Below are 19,814 nucleotides of genomic sequence, written 5' to 3' on the forward strand. Positions count from 1 at the left end.
CGCAGTCGCGGTTGGGCTCCGCGTACATAAGAACACTGGTTTGTAGTGAACCCACACCAGGGCTGCGGGTCATAATTCCTGCCACATTCAATCCCACCATGATCGATCCCACCATGCCCCCCTCACGCCTGCTGAAAACAGTGGCAGGTTTCGCGCGGTGGTCGCTGGGTTTGCTGCTCGCCTTCTGGCTGCTTCTGACCATCGCGTGGGGGGCTCTTCATGGCTGGATTGTGCCGCGAATCGGCGATTTCCGCCCACAACTGGAGGCACAGGCCGCACGGGCTCTGGGGGTTCCCGTCAAGATCGGCGCCATTGCGGCCCGCACCGAAGGGCTGATCCCTTCAATTGAGCTGTCGGATGTAGCGCTGCTGGATGCCTCGGGGCGGTCTGCGCTGCTTCTGCCCCGGGTGGTGGTGGCCTTGTCGCCGCGTTCATTGCTCCAAGGAGGGTTCGAGCAACTTTTTGTCGAGGGGCCGGAGCTGGATGTGCGCCGTGCCGCCGATGGTCGTATTTATGTGGCGGGACTCGAGTTCGCCCAGAACCAAGGTGACAACAGCGCGGCTGCAGATTGGATTTTTTCCCAGGGCGAGGTTTTCATCAAAGACGGGACGGTGCGCTGGACGGACGAACAGCGCGGTGCGCCCGCTTTGGCGCTGAAGGAGGTGAACCTGGTCTTGCGCAATGGAAACTGGCACCACCACATGCGTCTGGACGCCACCCCGCCCGAGGCCTGGGGGGACCGGTTTACGGTGGTGGGATTGTTCCGCGCCCCGCTGCTGCGGGCCCGGGATGGCAACTGGAAGCACTGGAACGGCCAGGTGTTTGCCGATTTCTCCCGGGTGGATGTATCGCAACTGCGCCACCACGCCGATGTGGGCGTTGAAGTAACGCAGGGCCGGGGCGCGCTGCGTGCCTGGGCCGATGTGCGCAGTGGACAGATCGTGGGTGGTACGGCAGACCTTGCGCTGGCCGATGTGAACACGACCCTCGGGCCCCAATTGCAGGCGTTGGTGCTTCCCACCCTCCAGGGGCGCCTGGGAGGGCGACGGCTGAACGGTGGGTTTGAATTCTCCACGCAGGCACTGCAGTTTCAGACCGACGACGGCCTGACCTGGCCCGGCGGGAACCTGCGGCTGGTGCACACTGCCGCAGCGGGCAAGGCCCCCGAACAGGGGGAGCTTCGTGCGGACCGCCTTGACCTCGCTGCCCTTGCGCAGATTGCCAGCCGTCTTCCGCTTGGAGCCACGGCGCACGACGCTGTTCGCACCTACACCCCCCAGGGGCTGGTCGATGAAATCCAGGCCACCTGGAAAGGTCCGCTAGAAAACCTTCAGCAATACCAGGTCAAGGGGCGCATCCGGGGCTTGGCGCTGGCAGGAGCGACGGTCGATGCCGTCCCTGCTCACATGGGCTTGCGCGGTGCCACGGTGGACATCGACATGACCCAGACCGGCGGCAAGGCCGCCCTGTCGATGGCATCAGGCGCCCTGGTGTTGCCCGGGGTGTTCGAAGATCCGGTGTTGCCACTCGACCGACTTACCGCCGACGTGCGCTGGCAAATTGACGGCAGCCGCATTGCCGTGCAGGCCAACGATGTGCAGTTTGCGAATGCCGACGCCCAGGGCGAGGCTCGCGCCACATGGCATACCAGTGACGCCACCAAGGCGCCTCATCATTCACGTTTTCCAGGGGTGCTGGACCTCACAGGCGCCCTGAACCGCGCCGATGGCACCCGGGTGCACCGCTACCTGCCCCTGTCCATTCCCGCCGAATCACGCCACTATGTGCGTGACGCAGTCGTTGCGGGCAGCGCCAGCAGTGTGCTGTTTCGCGTCAAGGGCGACTTGCACGATCTGCCATTCAACGATCCGAAGCTGGGCGAGTTCCGCATCGCGGCACGCGTCAAAGATGTCACCTACGCCTATGTGCCGCCATCCATACAGCCAGCCAACACATTGCCATGGCCGGCGCTGACAGAACTGGGTGGTGAATTGATCTTCGAGCGCTCGTCGATGCAGGTGCGCGGTGCGAGCGGAGGTTTTTCGGGCAGCAAGGGTCTGCGGCTGTCCAAGGTGGATGCCAAGATCCCCGATCTGGCGCACTCCGTCGTCGGGGTAAGTGCCGACGCCCGTGGCCCGTTGGCAGATCTGCTTGCGCTCATGGCTACCTCACCATTGGGACGCATGACCGGCAATGCGCTGGACCAGGCCAGTGGCACCGGGAATGCCGACTTTCAGCTGCGCCTTGCCCTGCCGATCGGCGATATCAACAAGTCCAAGGTACAGGGCAGTGTGACGCTGGGGGGCAATGAGTTGCGCATCACGCCCGACACCCCCACCTTGAGCCGCGTGCGCGGCGCCGTGCAATTCAGCGAGACCGGGTTCTCCCTCACCAATGTGCAAGCCCAGGCCTTGGGTGGCAACGTGCGGCTGGAGGGCGGCATGCGCGCACTCGCACCCAACGCGCCCGCCACCGAGGCGGCCATACAAGTTCGCGCGCAGGGCATCGCCACCGCAGAGGGTTTGCAGCAGTCACCCCAGCTGGGCATGCTGTCGCAATTGGCGCGCCGAGCCAACGGTAGCACCCCCTACACCATGGCCCTGTCCTTCCGCCGGGGTGTGCCTGAGTTACAGGTCAATACAACGCTGCAGGGCTTGGCCCTGGCGTTACCTTCCCCGCTGGGTAAACCCGCCGACAGCAGCCTGCCCCTGCGTTTTGAAACCCAGGTGGCGCGCGAATCGCTTGCCGGTCTGGCCAGCGGTGCCAACAGCAGTGCGGCACAGCCGCTGCGCGACCAGATCACGCTGGACATGGGCACCCTTGGCTCGGCCACCTATGTGCGCGACCTGAGCGGCCCCCAGGCCCGCGTGCTGCGCGGTGCCATCGGCATTGGGCTGAGCAATGGAGAGTCTTCGCCCCTTCCTGCACAGGGCGTGGCCGCCAACATCAACCAGGGCAAGGTGGATGTAGATGCATGGGAGGACGTGCTGGCACAAGCCATCGGCACAGAAACCGCCCCCCGCGCACCCAGTGCCAACGTGCCACCAGCGGGCCCGGTGGTGGCGCAGGACTACCTGCCGACCACGTTGGCGCTGCGCGCGCGGGAGCTGACGTTGCAGGGCCGTACATTGCACAACATCGTGGCGGGGGCTCTGCGCGAAGGAACCACCTGGCGTGCCAACCTCGACGCCACCGAACTCAACGGCTATCTTGAATACCGCCAACCCGGGACCCCCGAGCACGCCAACGGCCGCGTGTTTGCCCGCCTGTCGCGCGTGAACATGCCCCAGAGCGATGTGACCCAGGTCGAAGAACTGCTCAACGACCAACCCGGCAACCTGCCTGCACTCGACGTCGTGGTGGATGACTTCGAACTGCGCGGAAGACGGCTTGGCAGGGTAGAGATCGAGGCGCAGAACCGGGGTGGCGAGGGCGCGCAGCGCGAGTGGCGCCTCTCCAAGTTCAACATCACGGCCCCTGAAGCCAGCTTCACGGCCACCGGTAACTGGGCCGTGCTGAATGCGGCAGCCGCAGCCCCCCGGTCCGCCGAACGGCGCACCGTGCTGAGTTTCAAGCTCGACATTCGCGACTCGGGCGATCTGCTGGCCCGTATGGGCATGGCCAACGTGGTGCGGCGCGGCAAGGGGCGCATGGAGGGGCAGGTGGCCTGGATCGGTGCACCGTTCAGCCCCGACTACCGGTCCATGACAGGACAAATCAACCTGAATGTGGAATCCGGCCAATTTCTCAAAGCCGACCCGGGCCTGGCCAAGCTGCTCAGCGTATTGAGCCTGCAGTCCCTGCCGCGCCGCCTCACCCTGGATTTTCGCGATGTCTTCAGTGAAGGTTTTGCCTTCGATTTTGTGCGCGGCGATGTGCGCATTGAGCGTGGCGTGGCCACTACCAACAATCTGCAGATGAAGGGTGTCAATGCCGCTGTGCTGATGGAGGGCAATGCCAATATCGACCAGGAAACCCAGGAGTTGCGTGTGGTGGTGGTGCCAGAAATCAATGCGATGACCGCCTCTTTGGTGGCTACGGCCATCAACCCCGTGATTGGGCTGGGCAGCTTTCTCGCTCAGGTGTTTCTGCGTGGTCCGCTCATCGAGGCCGCCACACAGGAGTTCCGGGTGGACGGCACCTGGTCCGATCCGCGAGTGGTGCGTGTAGCGCGCCGAGGCCGCGAGGCCAGCCCCGCCACCGACGCCACCCCTCGCGCCACCCCCCCAAAGCCGGAGAGCCCTCATGAAAGTTGCCGCCATCCAGATGGTGTCTGGCACCCAGCGAGACGACAATCTGCAAGCGGCTCTCGCGCTGCTGGAGCAGGCTGCCCGTGACGGTGTTGAACTGGCTGTGCTGCCGGAATACTTCTGCCTGATGGGCCACAAGGACACCGACAAAATCGCGTTGCGCGAGGCCGATGGCAACGGAGTCATCCAGCGGTTTCTGTCCGATGCCGCACGCGCGCTGCAGATGTGGATCGTGGGCGGAACCCTGCCCTTGCAGACGGCGACGCCGGACCGGGTGCGCAACACCACATTGGTTTTCGACCCCAGCGGCGCCTGCGTGGCACGCTACGACAAGATCCACCTTTTTTACTTCGACGATGGGCGCGAGCAGTATCACGAAGGTCGGGTCATCGAAGCGGGCAACACCCCCGTGCAGTTTGACCTGCTGGCGCGCGATGGCCATCGCTGGCGGGTGGGCCTTTCTGTGTGCTATGACCTGCGGTTTCCCGAGCTGTACCGGGCGCACGCCAGTGCGGGCTCAGACCTGTTGCTGGTACCCAGCGCTTTCACGCACACCACGGGGCAGGCGCATTGGGAGGTCCTGCTGCGCGCCCGTGCGATAGAGAACCTGGCTTATGTCTTGGCCCCTGCCCAGGGAGGCCTGCATGAGAATGGGCGCCATACCTGGGGCCACAGTATGTTAGTGGACCCCTGGGGCATGGTCCTCGCCCAGCAGGACCAGGGGCCAGGCGTCGTGAGCGGCGTGCTGGATGTGCAGCGGCTGCGCGATGTCCGCACGCAACTTCCAGCCCTGGCACACCGCGTGTTGTGAGTGTTATGCAAAAACGCACCCTGTTGCAGCGCTGGCGCGGCGCATGGCGGCGCTGGTCGCTCTGGACGGCGCTGGTGCTGCTGGTGGTCTCGATGCTTGCCACTATGGTGTGGCTTGCGGGGCGGTACGAGGCCAGCCAGGTGCAGTCGCGCCTGGAGCGAGACACCGCAGATGCGGTGTCGGACATCCGAGCCGCACTCACGCGCAATTTGCAAAGCCTGCAGGCATTGCCCGCAGACAACCCTGGCCAGCTGGCCTGGGAGGTGGATGCCTCCGACCTGCTGCGCAACCGCCGCGAACTGGTGCGCATTGAATTGCGCGACGCCAATTTGCGGATGCGCACCCATGTGCAGTCTCCCTACCGGCCTGTTGCATGGGACATGCGGCTGCGCGACAGCAGCCAGTCGGACCTGACGATTGCGTGTGCCAATGCCCGGCGCTTGAGTAACCCGGCATATTCCAGCAGCTATTTTCAGCCCCACGGCGACGGCCTGGGCTCGGAGATGATGGAGCTGTGCGTGCCTCTGACGGCTGGCGGGCGCATCACGGGCTTTCTTGTGGCCACCTATGCGCTGCAGGACATCCTTATCAACCTGGTGGCGCACAACCTCACGCGCAGTCAGGAAGCCTCGTTCACCGAAGCCGACGGTACACGCCTGGCCGTGATGGGTGCGGCACGCCGGGGCTCGCGCATGTTCACTGCGCAGCACTTGCTTGACCTGCCGGGCGGTACGCTGGTGCTGCGCATGGACAGCTGGCACAGCGCCCCCAGCCTGTTCCCCAACGTGCTCACAGCGCTGGTCACCGCCATGTCGATTGCCCTGGTGACAGTGATGGTGGTACTGGTGCGCGACAATCGCCGCCGCCTGCGCGCCGAGCGTGACCTGGCCGATGCGCTGGCCTTTCGCAAAGCCATGGAGGACTCGCTGGTCACCGGCCTGCGTGCCCGCGATCTGGAGGGGCGCATCACCTACGTCAACCCGGCCTTCTGCGAGATGGTGGGGTTTACGGCGCACGAGCTGATGGGGCACAGCATGTCCGCCCCCTACTGGCCGCCGGAGCGGGTCGAAGAATACCGCCAGCGCCAGGCCATTCGGTTTGCGGGCTACATGCCACCGCGCGAAGGCTTCGAGTCCGAGTTCATGCGCAAAGATGGGACCCGGTTTCCGGTGCTGATCATCGAAGCCCCGCTCATCAATGCCCAAGGGCAACACACGGGCTGGATGAGTGCATTTTTGGACATCAGCGAACAGCGCCGGGTCGAGGAACTTTCACGCGCATCGCAAGAGCGCCTGCAGGCGACCGCGCGCCTGGCTACCGTGGGCGAGATGGCTTCGTTGCTCAGCCACGAGTTGAACCAGCCGCTGGCCGCCATTTCGAGCTACGCCAATGGGTCGCTGAACCTGCTGGAGCAGGCCGCGCCCGCCCAAGCCGCCTCCGCCGAGCCGGACGCCCTGCAGGACGTGCGCATGGCCATGCGACAGATCGCGCGCCAGGCAGAACGCGCCGGCCGCGTGATCAAGAGCGTGCATGATTTCGTGCGCCGGCGCGACCAGGCCCGCGAGGCGGTGTATGCACAGCAGCTGCTCGACGCCATCCTGCCGCTGGTGAGCCTGCAGGCACGCAAACTCGGCGTGCGTGTACACACTACCGTCGAGCCGGGACTTGGCCCCGCCTTGTGCGACCGGACCATGGTCGAACAGGTGCTGTTGAACCTCGCGCGCAACGCCATGCAGGCCATGGACGACCCTACCGTGCGCACCCGCGTGCTCGATATCCGGGTGCGGCGCGCGGCGTCCAACAAATACAGTGGCTGGGTCGAGTTCGCGGTGACCGACCTGGGCACGGGTATACCGCCCGAAGTGGCGGAGAAGCTTTTCACCCCCTTTTTCACCACCCGCCCGGAAGGCATGGGCCTGGGACTGAGCATGTGCCGCACGGTGATTGAGCAGCACGGTGGTTTTCTCGGGTTTGCGCCCCATGAGCCGCGTGGTACGGTATTCACCTTCACGCTGCCTGTCTCCCAAACTTAGCTAGAAAACTGATGGAACCCGTATCCAACGCCACCGTGTACATCGTCGACGACGACGCCAGCGTGCGCGAAGCCCTGGCGTGGTTGTTGCGCTCGCGCAGGCTGCCCAGCGAGTCCTTCGACAGCGCCGAAGCGTTTGATGCCATGCTGCAAAGCCGCCCAGCACAGCGCCAGCCCTGCTGCCTGTTGCTCGATGTGCGCATGCCAGGCATGAGCGGCCTGGCCCTTTTTGACCTGCTGGCCGTGCGTGGCGACCTGGCGACCATGCCCGTGATTTTTCTCACCGGCCACGCTGACGTTCCCACAGCGGTAGACACTGTCAAACGCGGCGCCTTCGACTTTTGCGAGAAGCCGTTTTCCGACAATGCCTTGGTGGACCGCATCGAGCAGGCGCTGGCGCAGTCCACCGAGCGCCTGATGCAATTGCGCGAGCGCAGCGACCTTCAGGTGCGTCTGCGTGATCTGACCGATCGAGAGCGCGATGTGATGGATCTGGTCGTGGCCGGGCTGCCCAACAAGCTGATTGCTGACCAGCTTGACATCAGCGTGCGCACGGTGGAAGTGCATCGCTCGCGCGTGTTTGACAAGATGCAGGTCAAGTCAGCCGTGGAACTGGCCAACCTGCTGCGCACCGCAGGTTGACCTGCACACGGGCCTGACAGCGCCCCACCGTGGTGGGGCAGGCCGAACGTCATCAGCCGCGAGGGCGTTCACCCACAAAAATCTCGACACGGCGATTGCGCGCACGGCCATCGGTGGTGTCGTTGGTGGCAATCGGGTAGCGCTCGCCCATACCCTCAATGGCGATACGGCGACCATCCACGCCCCGCGCGGTGAGGTAGCTGCGGGTGCTGGCGGCGCGGTCCATCGACAGGGGGTTGTTGACCGCCTCACTGCCCGTACTGTCGGTGTGGCCCACGATGCGCACATCGGTGTTCGGGTTGTTGCGCAGGCCTTCGGCGAACCGGTCCAGCACCGGCGCAAAGTTGGGCTGAATGTCCGAACGGCCTACCGCGAACGAAATGTCGCTGGGGATGTTGAGCATGAGCTGGTTGTCGGCAGTCTGTGTCACAGCAATGCCGGTGCCTTGGGTTGCCTGCTCCATCTCGCGCTTTTGGCGCTCCATGTTTTGCGACCAGATATAGGTGCCCAGGGCCCCGACACCGGCACCTAGCACGGCACCCGTTCCTGCGCTGCCCCCGGTGGCGGAACCAATAACGGCCCCTGCCAATGCGCCCACGCCGGCACCAGTGGCCGTGCGGCGCTGGGTGTCGTCCATGCTGGCGCACCCGGTGGCCAGAACGAGAACGGCGGCAGCGCCGAGAAGGTGAATATGTTTGCGCATGTGTGTGCTCCTTGAAGATCGATGGCCCCGGGTGGGCGGGATTTCATCTGGCCGGCCAGAGAGACTTCAGTGAGTCCGCCGCACGGCCAACACCCGGTGGTTGCCATCGTGCCAAGCTGCGGCAACGACGCCATCAGCCCGACAGCCCATCGGGTGTAGGACGGCACCGCGCCGCATCCTTTGGCACCCCATGGGGCGCAGCGTTCAGGGGCGGGCGGCGGCGTCTTGTTGCTCTCGTCCGGGGGGGGCTTCAATTCCCCCCCCTTGCGGCCGGAGAACATGGTCCACCACACAATGGCCACCAGCACCACCAGCGCGAGCAGCGCTTCAAGCAAAATCAGCCCCATGAAATTGACACTCCTGCGCCTTGTATTGACGGCGCTGATTGTAGGAACGCTGGCCGCCTGTTCCACCCCTCCTGCCCCAATCCCCTCCCGTCCCGGGGCCATCCCTGTGCCTCAGACTCCTGGTGCGGTGGCGTTGCCAGGCGATGCAGGCCCGTTGCCGCCACCGATGTCGCAGCCCAAAAGCCGCTGGATTCCCGTGCGCTGGGCCGAGCTGCCGGGCTTTGCCGACGACGCGCTGCACGAGGCCTGGAACGCCTGGATCAAGAGCTGCGAGCGCCCCCAGCCCCCCTTCACGGCGCTGTGCAGCGAGGTGCGGCAGTTGAGCATCGCCACGGCTGATGAACAACGTGCCTGGCTCATTGCCCGCCTGCAGCCCTACCGCGTCGAAGCCACAGACGGCAATGCCGAGGGGCTGCTCACGGCCTACTACGAACCCATGATGGACGCCGCGCGCCAGCCCGGCAACGGCTTCACCGTGCCCATCTACCGCCTGCCTGCAGGCTTTGGTGCCCGCAAGCCCTGGTTCACCCGCCAGCAGATAGAGACCCTGCCCGAGGCCCAGGCCGCGCTGGCGGGTCGCGCCATCGCCTGGCTGCGCGACCCCGTGGAATCCATGGTGCTGCACATCCAGGGCTCAGGCCGCCTGCGCATTGCCGAGGCCGACGGCTCGGTGTCGGTGGTGCGTGTGGCCTATGCCGGCACCAACGATCAGCCGTATCAGAGCGTGGGCCGCTGGCTTCTGGACCAAGGTGCCACGCGCGACGCCACATGGCCTGGCATTCGCGCCTGGCTGGCGGTCAATCCGCAGCGCACCAACGAGCTGCTGTGGAGCAACCCGCGCTACGTATTCTTTCGCGAGGAGCCCTTGAACGCGCTGGACGCCGGCTTCGGCCCACGTGGCGCGCAGGGAGTGCCTCTCACGCCCGGCCGATCCATCGCCGTGGACCGTCAGAGCATTCCTTACGGCACGCCGGTGTGGCTGGCCTCCAGCGGCCCGCAGGTGCAGCTGAACCGCATGGTGCTGGCGCAGGACACGGGCAGTGCCATCCTGGGCGCCGTGCGCGCGGACTACTTCACGGGCTGGGGCCCGGAGGCGGGCGACATTGCCGGACGGCTCAAGCAGAACCTGCGGCTGTGGGCGCTGTGGCCGAGGTAGGTATTAAAACTGGCTGTAGCGCCCGATAGATCATCTCTGATGGCTATTATTTTTATAGCTATCGCTCCACCAGAAGTCGCGCCACCACCGGCGGCGTATCGCGTGTGTGGAACGCCAGCTTGCGCTCACGCAGCGCCACGTCGTGGGCGGTGACACGATCGAAGCGGCGCAGGTGCTCGGTCCACGACTCGTCCTCAATCTGCTCCACGTAGCGTGAAGGGTCGGCGATATCGTGCTGCAGCTGCCATGCCAGAGCGCCCTGGCGCAGGCGGCTGCGGCGGCTCTCCTGCATCAGCGTGCGGAATTCTGGGGCGCGTGCGGGGTCGATGAAATATTCGATGGTGACCACCACATGGCCAGGCGCGGGCGGCACCTCGGCCACCGGGGCCTTGAAGGCGCGCGAGGGGCTCAGGTCTTCCTCCATGCTGCGGTCGGCCACCAGGCGCTGCACCAGCGCCATGGCCGCCACGCCCGTCGCAGCGGCGATCCCCAGGCTGACATGCACGTCGGTCACCGTGGCCACTTGGCCCCACACCGCTGCACCCAGTGCGGTAGAGCCCATGATAGCCATCTGGTAGATCGACATGCCGCGCGCCCGCACCCAGTTGGGCAATGCGAGCTGGGCCGATACGCTCAATGAATTGGCTGTGGTGATCCATGCCATGCCGCCCACGAACATGGCGGGCACGGCGACATACACATTGGGTGCCACGGCCATCACGGCGGTGGCAGCGGCCTGCAGCAAAGTGCCGCGGATCACCAGCACATCGCGCGCCATGGCCTGGCGCAGGCGCGGCAAAAACATGGCGGCAGTGATGGCGCCTGCGCCCATGCTGGCCAGCAGCAGCGTGAAGGTGCCCGCACCGCCGCCTTCCAGGCCCCGGGCCAGCAGCGGCAACAGGGCCATCAGCGCCGTGGCGTGCAAGAAGAAGATGGAGATGCGCCACAACACGGCCCGCATGCGCGGCGACTGGCGCACGAACTGCAGGCCCACGCGCATGGCGCTGGGCAGCTTTTCGCGCCCCAGTGGGCTGGGCACATGGGCGCGCTTCCAGCGCATGATGACCAGGCCCGAGATGACCGACAGCACGGCATTGAGCACAAACACCCAGGCGCTGCCCGCGCTGGCGATGATGGCACCGGCCAGCAGTGGGCCGATGATGCGCGAGGCGTTCATGGCCACGCCGTTGAGCGCCAGCGCCGCCGGCAGCTGTGGGCGGCTGACCAGTTCGGGCACGATGGCGGCGAACACTGGCCAGCGCATCGCCAGACCGATGCCATTGGCAAACGTCAGCGCCAGCAAGAGCGGCGCCGTCATGCCACCCGCCATGATGGCTACGCACAGCACCAGCGCCACGGCCGCTACCCAGAACTGCGTGGCGATGAAATAGCGGCGCCGGTCCAGGATGTCGGCAAAGGCACCACTGGGCAGGCCCAGTAGAAAGACGGGCAGAGTGGATGCCGACTGCACCAGCGCCACCAGGATGGGCGAGGTGGTGAGTGTGGTCATGAGCCAGGCGGCCGCCACGTCGTTCATCCACATGCAGGTGTTGGCCGCCACCCAGGTGAGCCAAAGCATGCGGAACACGGGCACCGACAGCGGCGCCAGGGGCGAAAGCGAAGCGCCTTGGCCCCGCTGTGCGGCGTTCTGGTCGAGCCGCGCGGCCACGGATTCTTCAGTGCCTTGGGCGAGGGCCGCACGTTCTGCTGCCGCGTCTTTCGGTGGGGCGGCCACTGCGTCGTTGCCCGGGGTCAACGCGGTAGAGGGGGTGGGCGCAACGCTGCGCGTGCTTTCGTGGGGCGGCAATGGGGGCATGTGTGGCCATTGTGCGGCGATTGGCCCCGGAGCGCTGCCGCCGACGGGGCGTCCGACAGTGGCCAAGGGACATGCCATGCGCAGCAGCCATTCTTGCAAAAAGTCCTCTGGCGCCCATTCAATAAGCGCAAATAGCTATTAAATAAATAGCATTTAGGGCTTGGGGCGCGCCAGGTGTGTGAGCGGAAGAGCGCCGCTGGCCTTCACTTCACCCAGCGAAAAGCTGGTGTGCATGTCTTTCACGTTGGGCAGGTTGAGCAGCACGTCGCGCGCAAACTGCGAGAAGCTGTCCAGGTCGCGCGCCACCACTTGCAGCTCAAAGGTGCCGGTGCCGCTGATGTAGTGGCACGACACCACCTCGGGGATCTGGCGGATGGCTTCTTCCATGGCGCGCGTCAGGTTGCCGGTGCTGCGGTCGGCATCGAGCCGCACAAAAGCCAGCACCCCCAGCCCAATCTTGTGGCGGTCGATCTCGGCCCGATAGCCCTTGATGAAGCCCTCTTCCTCCAAGGCGCGCACGCGGCGCCAGCAGGGCGCGGCCGACAGGCCCACGCGCTGGGCCAGCTCGGCATTCGTCAGTCGAGCGTCAGTTTGCAGCTCATTCAGGATGGTGATATCGAATTTGTCGAGAGTGTTCACAAAATAGCCATATGGAGAAAGATCCTTTCTCAGAATAGCCCAAATGCGGCACAGAACGCAAAGACATATCTGCGACGCAGACATACACTTCTCTGCAGACTAGAGCCGCGGCCCTAAACGGGCGGCGTTGCGCTGCCCCACCGTGCCCACAAGGCGCGGCCCCACAAAAAAGCCATTGGAGACATAGCCATGAATGCACCGCTGCCCGAGCACATCCGCAAGGCCCTGGAAACCGTCACGCTCGACGACAAATACGCTTTGGACAGTGGCAGGGCGTTCATGAGCGGGGTGCAAGCCCTGGTCCGCCTTCCCATGCTGCAACGCCAGCGCGACGCCATGCAGGGGCTGAACACAGCGGGCTTCATCAGCGGCTATCGTGGCTCGCCGCTGGGCACCTACGACCAGTCCCTGTGGGCCGCCAAAAAGCACCTGGCCGCCAACAACATCGTCTTCCAGCCCGGCGTGAACGAGGAACTCGGCGCCACGGCCGTGTGGGGCACGCAGCAGCTCGACCTGTACCCGCAAAGCAAGAAGTTCGACGGCGTCTTCGGCATCTGGTACGGCAAGGGCCCGGGTGTGGACCGCTGCTCGGACGTGTTCAAGCACGCCAATATGGCGGGTACCGCCAAACATGGCGGCGTGATCGCCATTGCGGGTGATGATCACATCAGCAAAAGCAGCACGGCCGCGCACCAGAGCGACCACATCTTCAAGGCCTGCGGCACGCCCGTGTTCTTCCCGAGCAGCGTGCAGGAGATCCTGGACATGGGCCTGCACGCATTTGCCATGAGTCGCTTCTCGGGCGTGTGGTCGGGCATGAAGACGATTCAGGAAGTGGTGGAGTCGTCTGGCAGCATCAACATCGACCCGGACCGCGTGAAGATCGTGATGCCAGAGGATTTTGTGATGCCCCCCGGCGGCCTGCACATCCGCTGGCCCGATGCGCCGCTGGAACAGGAAGCGCGCCTGATGGACTACAAGTGGTATGCCGCGCTGGCATACATCCGCGCCAACAAGCTCAACTACAACGTCATCCAAGGCCAAAACGACCGCTTCGGCATCATCGCCAGCGGCAAGGCCTACAACGACACGCGCCAGGCCTTGGTGGACCTGGGCCTGGACGACGACACCTGCCGCCAGCTGGGCATCCGCGTGCACAAGGTCAACGTGGTGTGGCCGCTTGAAGCGACTATCACCCGTGACTTTGCCCAGGGCCTGCAAGAGATTCTGGTGGTGGAAGAAAAGCGCCAGGTCATTGAATATCAGCTGAAAGAAGAGCTGTACAACTGGCGCTCGGACGTGCGCCCCCACGTGCTGGGCAAGTTCGACGAGCCCGAGGGCGACGCCACCGGCGGCGAATGGTCCATGCCCAACCCCAGCCAGAACTGGCTGCTGCGCGCCAAGGCCGACCTCACCCCGGCCATCATCGCCAAGGCGATCGCCAAGCGCCTCAAGAAATTGGGCGTATCGAGCGACATCATCGCGCGCATGGATTCGCGCATTGCCGTGATCGAAGCCAGCGAACGCGCGATGACCGAGCTGAAGGTCGACACGGGCGAGCGCGCGCCCTGGTTCTGCAGCGGTTGCCCGCACAACACCAGCACCCGCGTGCCCGAGGGCTCGCGCGCCGTGGCCGGCATTGGCTGCCACTACATGGCCAACTGGATGCCCGACCGCAACACCAGCACCTTCACGCAGATGGGCGGCGAGGGCGTGACCTGGGTGGGCCAGGCATCGTTCACCACCGACCAGCACGTGTTCGCCAACCTGGGCGACGGCACGTACTTTCACAGCGGGCTGCTGGCCATCCGCCAGAGCATCGCCGCGGGCACCACCATCACCTACAAGGTGCTCTACAACGACGCCGTGGCCATGACCGGCGGCCAGCAGGTGGGCGAGCGGCCTGAAGGCCATTCAGTGCTGCAGATCATGAACAGCCTCAAGGCCGAGGGCGTGGTCAAGCTCATTATCGTGACGGATGAGCCGCAAAAGTACGACGGCGTGCCGCTGGCCGAGGGCGTGACGGTGCACCACCGGGACGAGTTGGATACGCTGCAGCGCCAGTTCCGCGAGATCAAGGGTTGCACGGTCATCATCTACGACCAGACCTGTGCCACCGAAAAACGCCGCCGCCGCAAGCGCGGCACGCTGGCCACGCCCGACAAGACCGTGGTCATCAACGACCTGGTGTGCGAGGGCTGCGGCGACTGCTCGACCAAGTCCAACTGCCTCTCCGTGGAGCCGGTGGAGACGGAGTTCGGCCGCAAGCGCCGCATCAACCAGAGCACCTGCAACAAGGACTACTCGTGCGTGAACGGCTTCTGCCCGAGCTTCGTCACGGTGGAAGGCGGCAAGCTCAAGAAGCCCAAGAAGGAAAAGAAGGGCGATCTGTCGGCACTGCCGCCGCTGCCTGAGCCAGTGCTGCCGGTGGCAGAAACGGCCTGGGGCATCGTGGTGGGCGGTGTGGGCGGCACGGGCGTGATCACCATCGGCTCGCTGCTGGGCATGGCCGCGCACTTGGACGGCAAGGGCGTCATCACCCAGGACGCCGGTGGCCTGGCGCAAAAGGGCGGTGCTACCTGGAGCCACATCCAGATCGCCAACCGGCCAGAGGCCATCTACACCACCAAGGTCGATACGGCCAAGGCCGACCTGGTGATCGGCTGCGATTCCATCGTGGCGGCGCACAAGTACACGCTGGCCGTGATGCAGCCGGGCCGCACCTTTGTGGCGCTCAACACGCACGGCACGCCCACGGCGGCGTTTGTGACCAACCCTAACTGGCAGTTTCCTGGCGCCAATTGCGACAGCGCCATCGAGGCAGCGGTCGGTGCGGGCGGCGTCGGTGCTTTTGACGCCGAGCAAGTGGCTACCCAGCTGCTGGGCGACAGCATCTACACCAACCCCCTGATGCTGGGCTATGCCTGGCAAAAGGGCCGCGTGCCATTGACGTTCGCCTCGCTGATGCGAGCCATGGAATTGAACGGCGTGCAGGTGGACAACAACAAAGCGGCCTTTGAATGGGGCCGCCGCTGCGCGCACGATCTGGCATCGGTTCAGGCGCTGTTTGCTGCGGCGCAGGTGATCCAGTTCGTCAAGAAGCCTTCATTGGTCGAAATGGTGAGCAAGCGCGTGGAGTTCCTCACCGGCTACCAGAACGCTGCCTACGCGTCGGAGTACCAGGCGTTTGTCGAAAAAGTGAAGTCCGCAGAAGCGAAACTGGGCACCGGCACCAAGCTGTCGGAAGCTGTTGCACGCTACCTGTTCAAACTGATGGCCTACAAGGACGAGTACGAGGTGGCGCGCCTGCACACCGACAAAGCCTTCACGGACAAGATCGCCAACATGTTTGAAGGCGACTACAAGATCGTTCACCACCTCGCGCCCCCCCTGACTGCCAAAAAGAACGACAAGGGCGAACTCGTCAAACAGCCTTTTGGCCCCTGGATGCGCAACGCATTTGGCCTGCTGGCCAAGATGAAAGGCCTGCGCGGTACAGCGCTGGACATGTTCGGCAAAACCGAAGAACGCCGCATGGAGCGTGCGCTGATCGTCCAATACCGCGCCTGCATCGACGAACTGCTGGCCACGCTGAATGCCGACAACCTGGCCTTGGCGGTGGAGATCGCCCGCATCCCCGAAGAGATCCGGGGCTACGGCCATGTGAAGGAACGCCATCTCGAGACGGCACGCCCCAAGTGGGACAGCCTAATGGCCCAGTGGCGCGCGGGCAAAGCGGTGCCCACTCAGCGCCAGGCCGCCTGAAAATCACGGCAAGCACCCGCCTTGACGAAAAAGCCCGTACTTGTGCGGGCTTTTACTATTAAATAAAGAGCAATCAAGGCAAGCACATCAAGCGCTATGGCCCCTTTTCATTTGGTGCAGCCGCGCGCCCCATCCCGGCGCCTTGCCACGGCAAACACCCGCTACCGGCTTGGGTCTTACCCCTTGGGCTGTGGACAAGGCGCCGCATACAATGCCCTGTTCTGCCCGGGCGAGCGCTTTTGCGTTGGCCCTTGGCGGGTTTTGTGAATTTTGACCATCCGTTGTGGAGTCCAGTCCGTGTTTATTTCTTCTGCTTTTGCCCAAACCGCACCCGCCGCTGCCGCTGGTGGTAGCGACATCATGTCCTCGCTGACCGGCATGCTGCCCCTGGTGCTCATGTTTGTGGTGCTCTACTTCGTCATGATTCGCCCCCAGATGAAGCGCCAGAAAGAACACCGCGCCATGATCGACGCCATCGCCAAGGGCGACGAAGTGGCCACCTCCGGCGGCATCGTGGGCAAGGTCACACGCCTGTCCGAAGGTTTCCTGCACATCGAGATCGCCAATGGCGTGGAAGTGCAAATGCAGCGCAGCGCCGTGGTTCAGGTGTTGCCCAAGGGTTCTGTCAAGTAAGAACAGCCCTGGGCCTTGCGTCCAAATCCGTTGGGGCGGGCCGTCAACAGGCGTCCGCCCTTTGAAGCTTTCCGAGAGGTAAGAGCGCGATCATGAACCGTTATCCGGTCTGGAAGTACGCGATCCTGGTGATCGTGCTGCTGGTGGGGGCTTTGTACACCCTGCCCAATTTCTTTGGCGAAGCCCCTGCCGTGCAGGTCTCGTCGGCCAAGGCCACCATCAAGGTGGACGCCGCCGTGCAGCAGCGGGTGGAAGAGGCCCTCAAGGGCGCCGGCGTCACGCCCGACTTTGTGGCGCTGGAGGGCAATTCGGTGCGTGCGCGCTTTGACACGCCCGACACCCAGCTCAAGGCCAAGGACGCTATCCAGAAGGCGCTGGTGCCCGACGCGAATGATCCTTCGTTCATCGTGGCGCTGAACCTTGTGTCGCGTTCCCCGCTGTGGCTCAAGGCCTTGCATGCCAACCCCATGTACCTGGGCTTGGACCTGCGCGGTGGCGTGCACTTCATGCTCCAGGTGGACATGCAGGCAGCCCTGACCAAGAAGGCCGAGTCGTATGCGGGCGACATTCGCACCGCGCTGCGCGACAAGAGCATCCGCCACGGTGGTATCAGCCGTGAAGGCCAGAATATCGATATCAAGGTGCGTGACGAGGCCACGTTGACCGCCGCCCGCAACCTGATTGCGGACCAGTTCACCGACCTGCAGTTGACCAGCGCGCCCGAAGGTGCCGAGTTCAAACTGCGGGCGTCCATCAAGCCCGAGGCCACGCGCCGTGTGCAGGAGCAGGCCCTCAAGCAGAACATCGTCACGCTGCACAACCGGATCAACGAACTGGGCGTGGCCGAGCCTGTGATCCAGCAGCAGGGCCTGGACCGCATCGTGGTGCAACTGCCCGGCGTGCAGGACACGGCCAAGGCCAAGGACATTCTGGGCCGCACCGCCACGCTGGAAGTGCGCATGGTGGACGAAGGTACTGAGGCGCGTTCCGCCGAAACCGGCCGTGGGCCTGTGCCGTTTGGCTCCGAGCGCTACCTGGAGCGCAGTGGCCAGCCCGTCATCGTCAAGAAGCAGGTCGTATTGACCGGTGAAAATCTGACCGACGCGCAGCCTGGCTTTGATAGCCAGACGCAAGAGCCCACCGTGAACCTCACGCTGGATGCCAAGGGTTCGCGCATTTTCAAGGACATCACGCGCGAAAACGTGGGCAAGCGCATGGCCATCGTGCTGTTTGAAAAGGGCAAGGGCGAAGTGGTCACAGCCCCCGTGATCCGCTCCGAAATCGGCGGTGGCCGGGTCCAGATCTCTGGCCGCATGACCACAGCCGAAGCCAACGACACCGCGCTGCTGCTGCGCGCCGGATCGCTGGCTGCGCCCATGGAGATCATCGAGGAATACACCATAGGCCCCAGCCTGGGCGCTGACAATATCGAGCGCGGTATCCACAGCGTCGTGTGGGGCATGGTGGCGATCGCCGCCTTCATGTGCGTCTATTACGCGCTGTTCGGCATTTTCTCCACCGTAGCGCTTTCCGTGAACGTGCTCTTGTTGCTGGCCATCTTGTCCATGCTGCAGGCCACGCTGACGCTGCCAGGTATTGCTGCCATGGCGCTTGCCCTGGGCGTGGCCATCGACTCCAACGTGCTGATCAATGAGCGCATCCGCGAGGAACTGCGCGACGGCGTCTCACCGCAAGCGGCTATCCATGCGGGTTACGAACGCGCCTGGGCCACGATTCTTGACTCGAACGTCACGACGCTGATTGCCGGTTTGGCGCTGCTGGCCTTTGGCTCTGGGCCTGTGCGCGGCTTTGCCGTGGTGCATTGCATTGGCATTTTGACCAGCATGTTCTCGGCCGTGTTCTTCTCGCGCGGTTTGGTGAACCTCTGGTATGGCCGCAAGAAAAAGCTCAAGAGCGTGGCGATCGGTCAGGTCTGGAAACCCGATGCGGACACGTCCGTGGCCAAAACAAACTAAAGGACTGCGGTCATGGCATTTTTTGCATCGGCATCCCTTGTGTGCAAGGCATACAAGCCTTCGCTGAAAACTCCAAAATAAGGAACAGAGATCATGGAGTTTTTCCGCATCAGAAAAGACATTCCCTTCATGAAGCACGCGTTGATCTTCAACGCAATTTCCTTCATCACGTTCGCTTTGGCGGTGTTCTTCCTCTTCTCGCGGGGGCTGCACCTGTCCGTGGAGTTCACGGGTGGCACGGTCATGGAAGTGGCCTACAGCCAACCGGCCGAGTTGGCCAAGGTCCGCGAAACCGTCTCGGGCCTGGGCTATGCGGACGTGCAAGTACAAAATTTCGGCACGGCCCGTGATGTGATGATCCGCCTGCCTGTGCAAAAGGGCGTGACCTCTGCACAGCAAAGCGAACAGGTGCTGGGCGCGCTCAAGGCCGCCAACCCCGAGGTCACGCTGCGCCGCACCGAGTTTGTGGGGCCGCAGGTGGGCGAGGAGCTGGTGCACGGAGGCCTCATGGCGCTGGCCATGGTGGTGGTGGGCATCGTGATCTACCTGGCATTCCGCTTCGAGTGGAAGTTTGGCGTCGCTGCCATCATCGCCAACCTGCACGATGTGGTGATCATTCTGGGCTTCTTCGCGTTCTTTCAGTGGGAGTTTTCGCTGTCGGTGCTGGCTGGTGTGCTGGCGGTGCTGGGCTACTCGGTGAACGAGTCGGTCGTGATCTTCGACCGGATCCGCGAAGCCTTCCGCAAGTACCGCAAGATGTCGACGCACGAGGTGATTGATCACGCGATCACCAGCACGATGAGCCGTACGATCATCACCCACGCCTCCACCGAGGCGATGGTGTTGTCCATGTTCTTCTTTGGTGGCCCAAGCCTGCACTATTTCGCACTGGCACTGACCATCGGGATTCTGTTTGGCATCTACTCTTCTGTCTTTGTGGCGGCAGCCATTGCCATGTGGCTGGGTGTGAAGCGCGAGGATTTGGTCAAGCCCCTCAAAAAGGAAGACGACCCGAACGACCCACACGCCGGGGCGACCGTCTGA

General features: G+C 64.2%; 12 protein-coding genes. 9 read left to right on the forward strand and 3 right to left on the reverse strand.

Annotated features, from left to right (window positions below; all coding sequences use genetic code 11):
• The first annotated feature begins 98 nt into the window (after positions 1-98).
• From CLU85_RS01710 to CLU85_RS01725, 4 genes are read left to right on the forward strand one after another with little or no spacing between them, the layout of a single operon-like run.
• On the forward strand, positions 99-4,337 hold the full coding sequence (locus CLU85_RS01710; RefSeq protein WP_100408776.1) for a YhdP family protein: 4,239 nt from the start codon (positions 99-101) through the stop codon (positions 4,335-4,337).
• Positions 4,246-5,061 carry a carbon-nitrogen hydrolase family protein gene (locus CLU85_RS01715; RefSeq protein WP_100408777.1) on the forward strand — a complete coding sequence of 272 codons (816 nt, stop codon included), beginning with the start codon at positions 4,246-4,248 and terminating at the stop codon, positions 5,059-5,061. The genes CLU85_RS01710 and CLU85_RS01715 overlap by 92 nt, the downstream gene beginning before the upstream one ends.
• A 5-nt stretch (positions 5,062-5,066) precedes the next feature.
• The gene (locus CLU85_RS01720; protein WP_100408778.1) at positions 5,067-7,094 is read left to right on the forward strand and encodes a nitrogen regulation protein NR(II); all 2,028 of its coding nucleotides are present in this window, start codon (positions 5,067-5,069) and stop codon (positions 7,092-7,094) included.
• Positions 7,095-7,105: 11 nt separating this feature from the next.
• Positions 7,106-7,735 (forward strand): response regulator transcription factor, encoded by a 630-nt coding sequence (locus CLU85_RS01725; protein WP_100408779.1) that lies wholly within the window; start codon positions 7,106-7,108, stop codon positions 7,733-7,735.
• A 52-nt stretch (positions 7,736-7,787) separates the two neighbouring features.
• On the opposite strand, the gene CLU85_RS01730 is transcribed toward CLU85_RS01725, so the two are convergent.
• Entirely contained in the window at positions 7,788-8,438 is a 651-nt protein-coding gene (locus tag CLU85_RS01730) for an OmpA family protein (protein WP_100408780.1), read from the reverse strand.
• Between the two features lie 279 nt (positions 8,439-8,717).
• On the opposite strand from CLU85_RS01730, the gene CLU85_RS01735 reads away from it, so the two are divergent.
• Positions 8,718-9,941, forward strand: a complete 1,224-nt coding sequence (locus CLU85_RS01735) for a murein transglycosylase A (RefSeq protein ID WP_198509125.1) — start codon at positions 8,718-8,720, stop codon at positions 9,939-9,941.
• Between the two features lie 58 nt (positions 9,942-9,999).
• On the opposite strand, the gene CLU85_RS01740 is transcribed toward CLU85_RS01735, so the two are convergent.
• Entirely contained in the window at positions 10,000-11,757 is a 1,758-nt protein-coding gene (locus tag CLU85_RS01740; RefSeq protein ID WP_100408782.1) for an MFS transporter, read from the reverse strand.
• 153 nt (positions 11,758-11,910) lie between these two features.
• Positions 11,911-12,396: an Lrp/AsnC family transcriptional regulator gene (locus CLU85_RS01745; protein WP_100408783.1), complete on the reverse strand. Its 486-nt coding sequence runs from the start codon at positions 12,394-12,396 to the stop codon at positions 11,911-11,913.
• A gap of 189 nt (positions 12,397-12,585) precedes the next feature.
• On the opposite strand from CLU85_RS01745, the gene CLU85_RS01750 reads away from it, so the two are divergent.
• From CLU85_RS01750 to secF, 4 genes are all read left to right on the forward strand, one after another.
• Positions 12,586-16,161 (forward strand): indolepyruvate ferredoxin oxidoreductase family protein, encoded by a 3,576-nt coding sequence (locus tag CLU85_RS01750; protein WP_100408784.1) that lies wholly within the window; start codon positions 12,586-12,588, stop codon positions 16,159-16,161.
• 297 nt (positions 16,162-16,458) lie between these two features.
• Positions 16,459-16,794 carry a preprotein translocase subunit YajC gene (yajC, locus tag CLU85_RS01755; RefSeq protein ID WP_100408785.1) on the forward strand — a complete coding sequence of 112 codons (336 nt, stop codon included), beginning with the start codon at positions 16,459-16,461 and terminating at the stop codon, positions 16,792-16,794.
• 92 nt (positions 16,795-16,886) lie between these two features.
• Positions 16,887-18,770 (forward strand): protein translocase subunit SecD, encoded by a 1,884-nt coding sequence (gene secD / locus CLU85_RS01760; RefSeq protein ID WP_100408786.1) that lies wholly within the window; start codon positions 16,887-16,889, stop codon positions 18,768-18,770.
• Positions 18,771-18,863: 93 nt separating this feature from the next.
• Positions 18,864-19,814: a protein translocase subunit SecF gene (secF, locus tag CLU85_RS01765; protein ID WP_100408787.1), complete on the forward strand. Its 951-nt coding sequence runs from the start codon at positions 18,864-18,866 to the stop codon at positions 19,812-19,814.

The sequence above is a fragment of the Acidovorax sp. 69 genome, assembly GCF_002797445.1.
Lineage (GTDB): Bacteria > Pseudomonadota > Gammaproteobacteria > Burkholderiales > Burkholderiaceae_C > Acidovorax.

Excerpts from the sequence above, each read along its gene's own strand:
- CLU85_RS01710 (WP_100408776.1), top strand. The coding sequence starts at position 99 with ATGATCGATCCCACCATGCCCCCCTCACGCCTGCTGAAAACAGTGGCA.
- CLU85_RS01715 (WP_100408777.1), top strand. The coding sequence starts at position 4,246 with ATGAAAGTTGCCGCCATCCAGATGGTGTCTGGCACCCAGCGAGACGAC.
- CLU85_RS01720 (WP_100408778.1), top strand. The coding sequence starts at position 5,067 with ATGCAAAAACGCACCCTGTTGCAGCGCTGGCGCGGCGCATGGCGGCGC.
- CLU85_RS01725 (WP_100408779.1), top strand. The coding sequence starts at position 7,106 with ATGGAACCCGTATCCAACGCCACCGTGTACATCGTCGACGACGACGCC.
- CLU85_RS01730 (WP_100408780.1), bottom strand. The coding sequence starts at position 8,438 with ATGCGCAAACATATTCACCTTCTCGGCGCTGCCGCCGTTCTCGTTCTG.
- CLU85_RS01735 (WP_198509125.1), top strand. The coding sequence starts at position 8,718 with ATGGTCCACCACACAATGGCCACCAGCACCACCAGCGCGAGCAGCGCT.
- CLU85_RS01740 (WP_100408782.1), bottom strand. The coding sequence starts at position 11,757 with ATGCCCCCATTGCCGCCCCACGAAAGCACGCGCAGCGTTGCGCCCACC.
- CLU85_RS01750 (WP_100408784.1), top strand. The coding sequence starts at position 12,586 with ATGAATGCACCGCTGCCCGAGCACATCCGCAAGGCCCTGGAAACCGTC.
- secD (WP_100408786.1), top strand. The coding sequence starts at position 16,887 with ATGAACCGTTATCCGGTCTGGAAGTACGCGATCCTGGTGATCGTGCTG.
- secF (WP_100408787.1), top strand. The coding sequence starts at position 18,864 with ATGGAGTTTTTCCGCATCAGAAAAGACATTCCCTTCATGAAGCACGCG.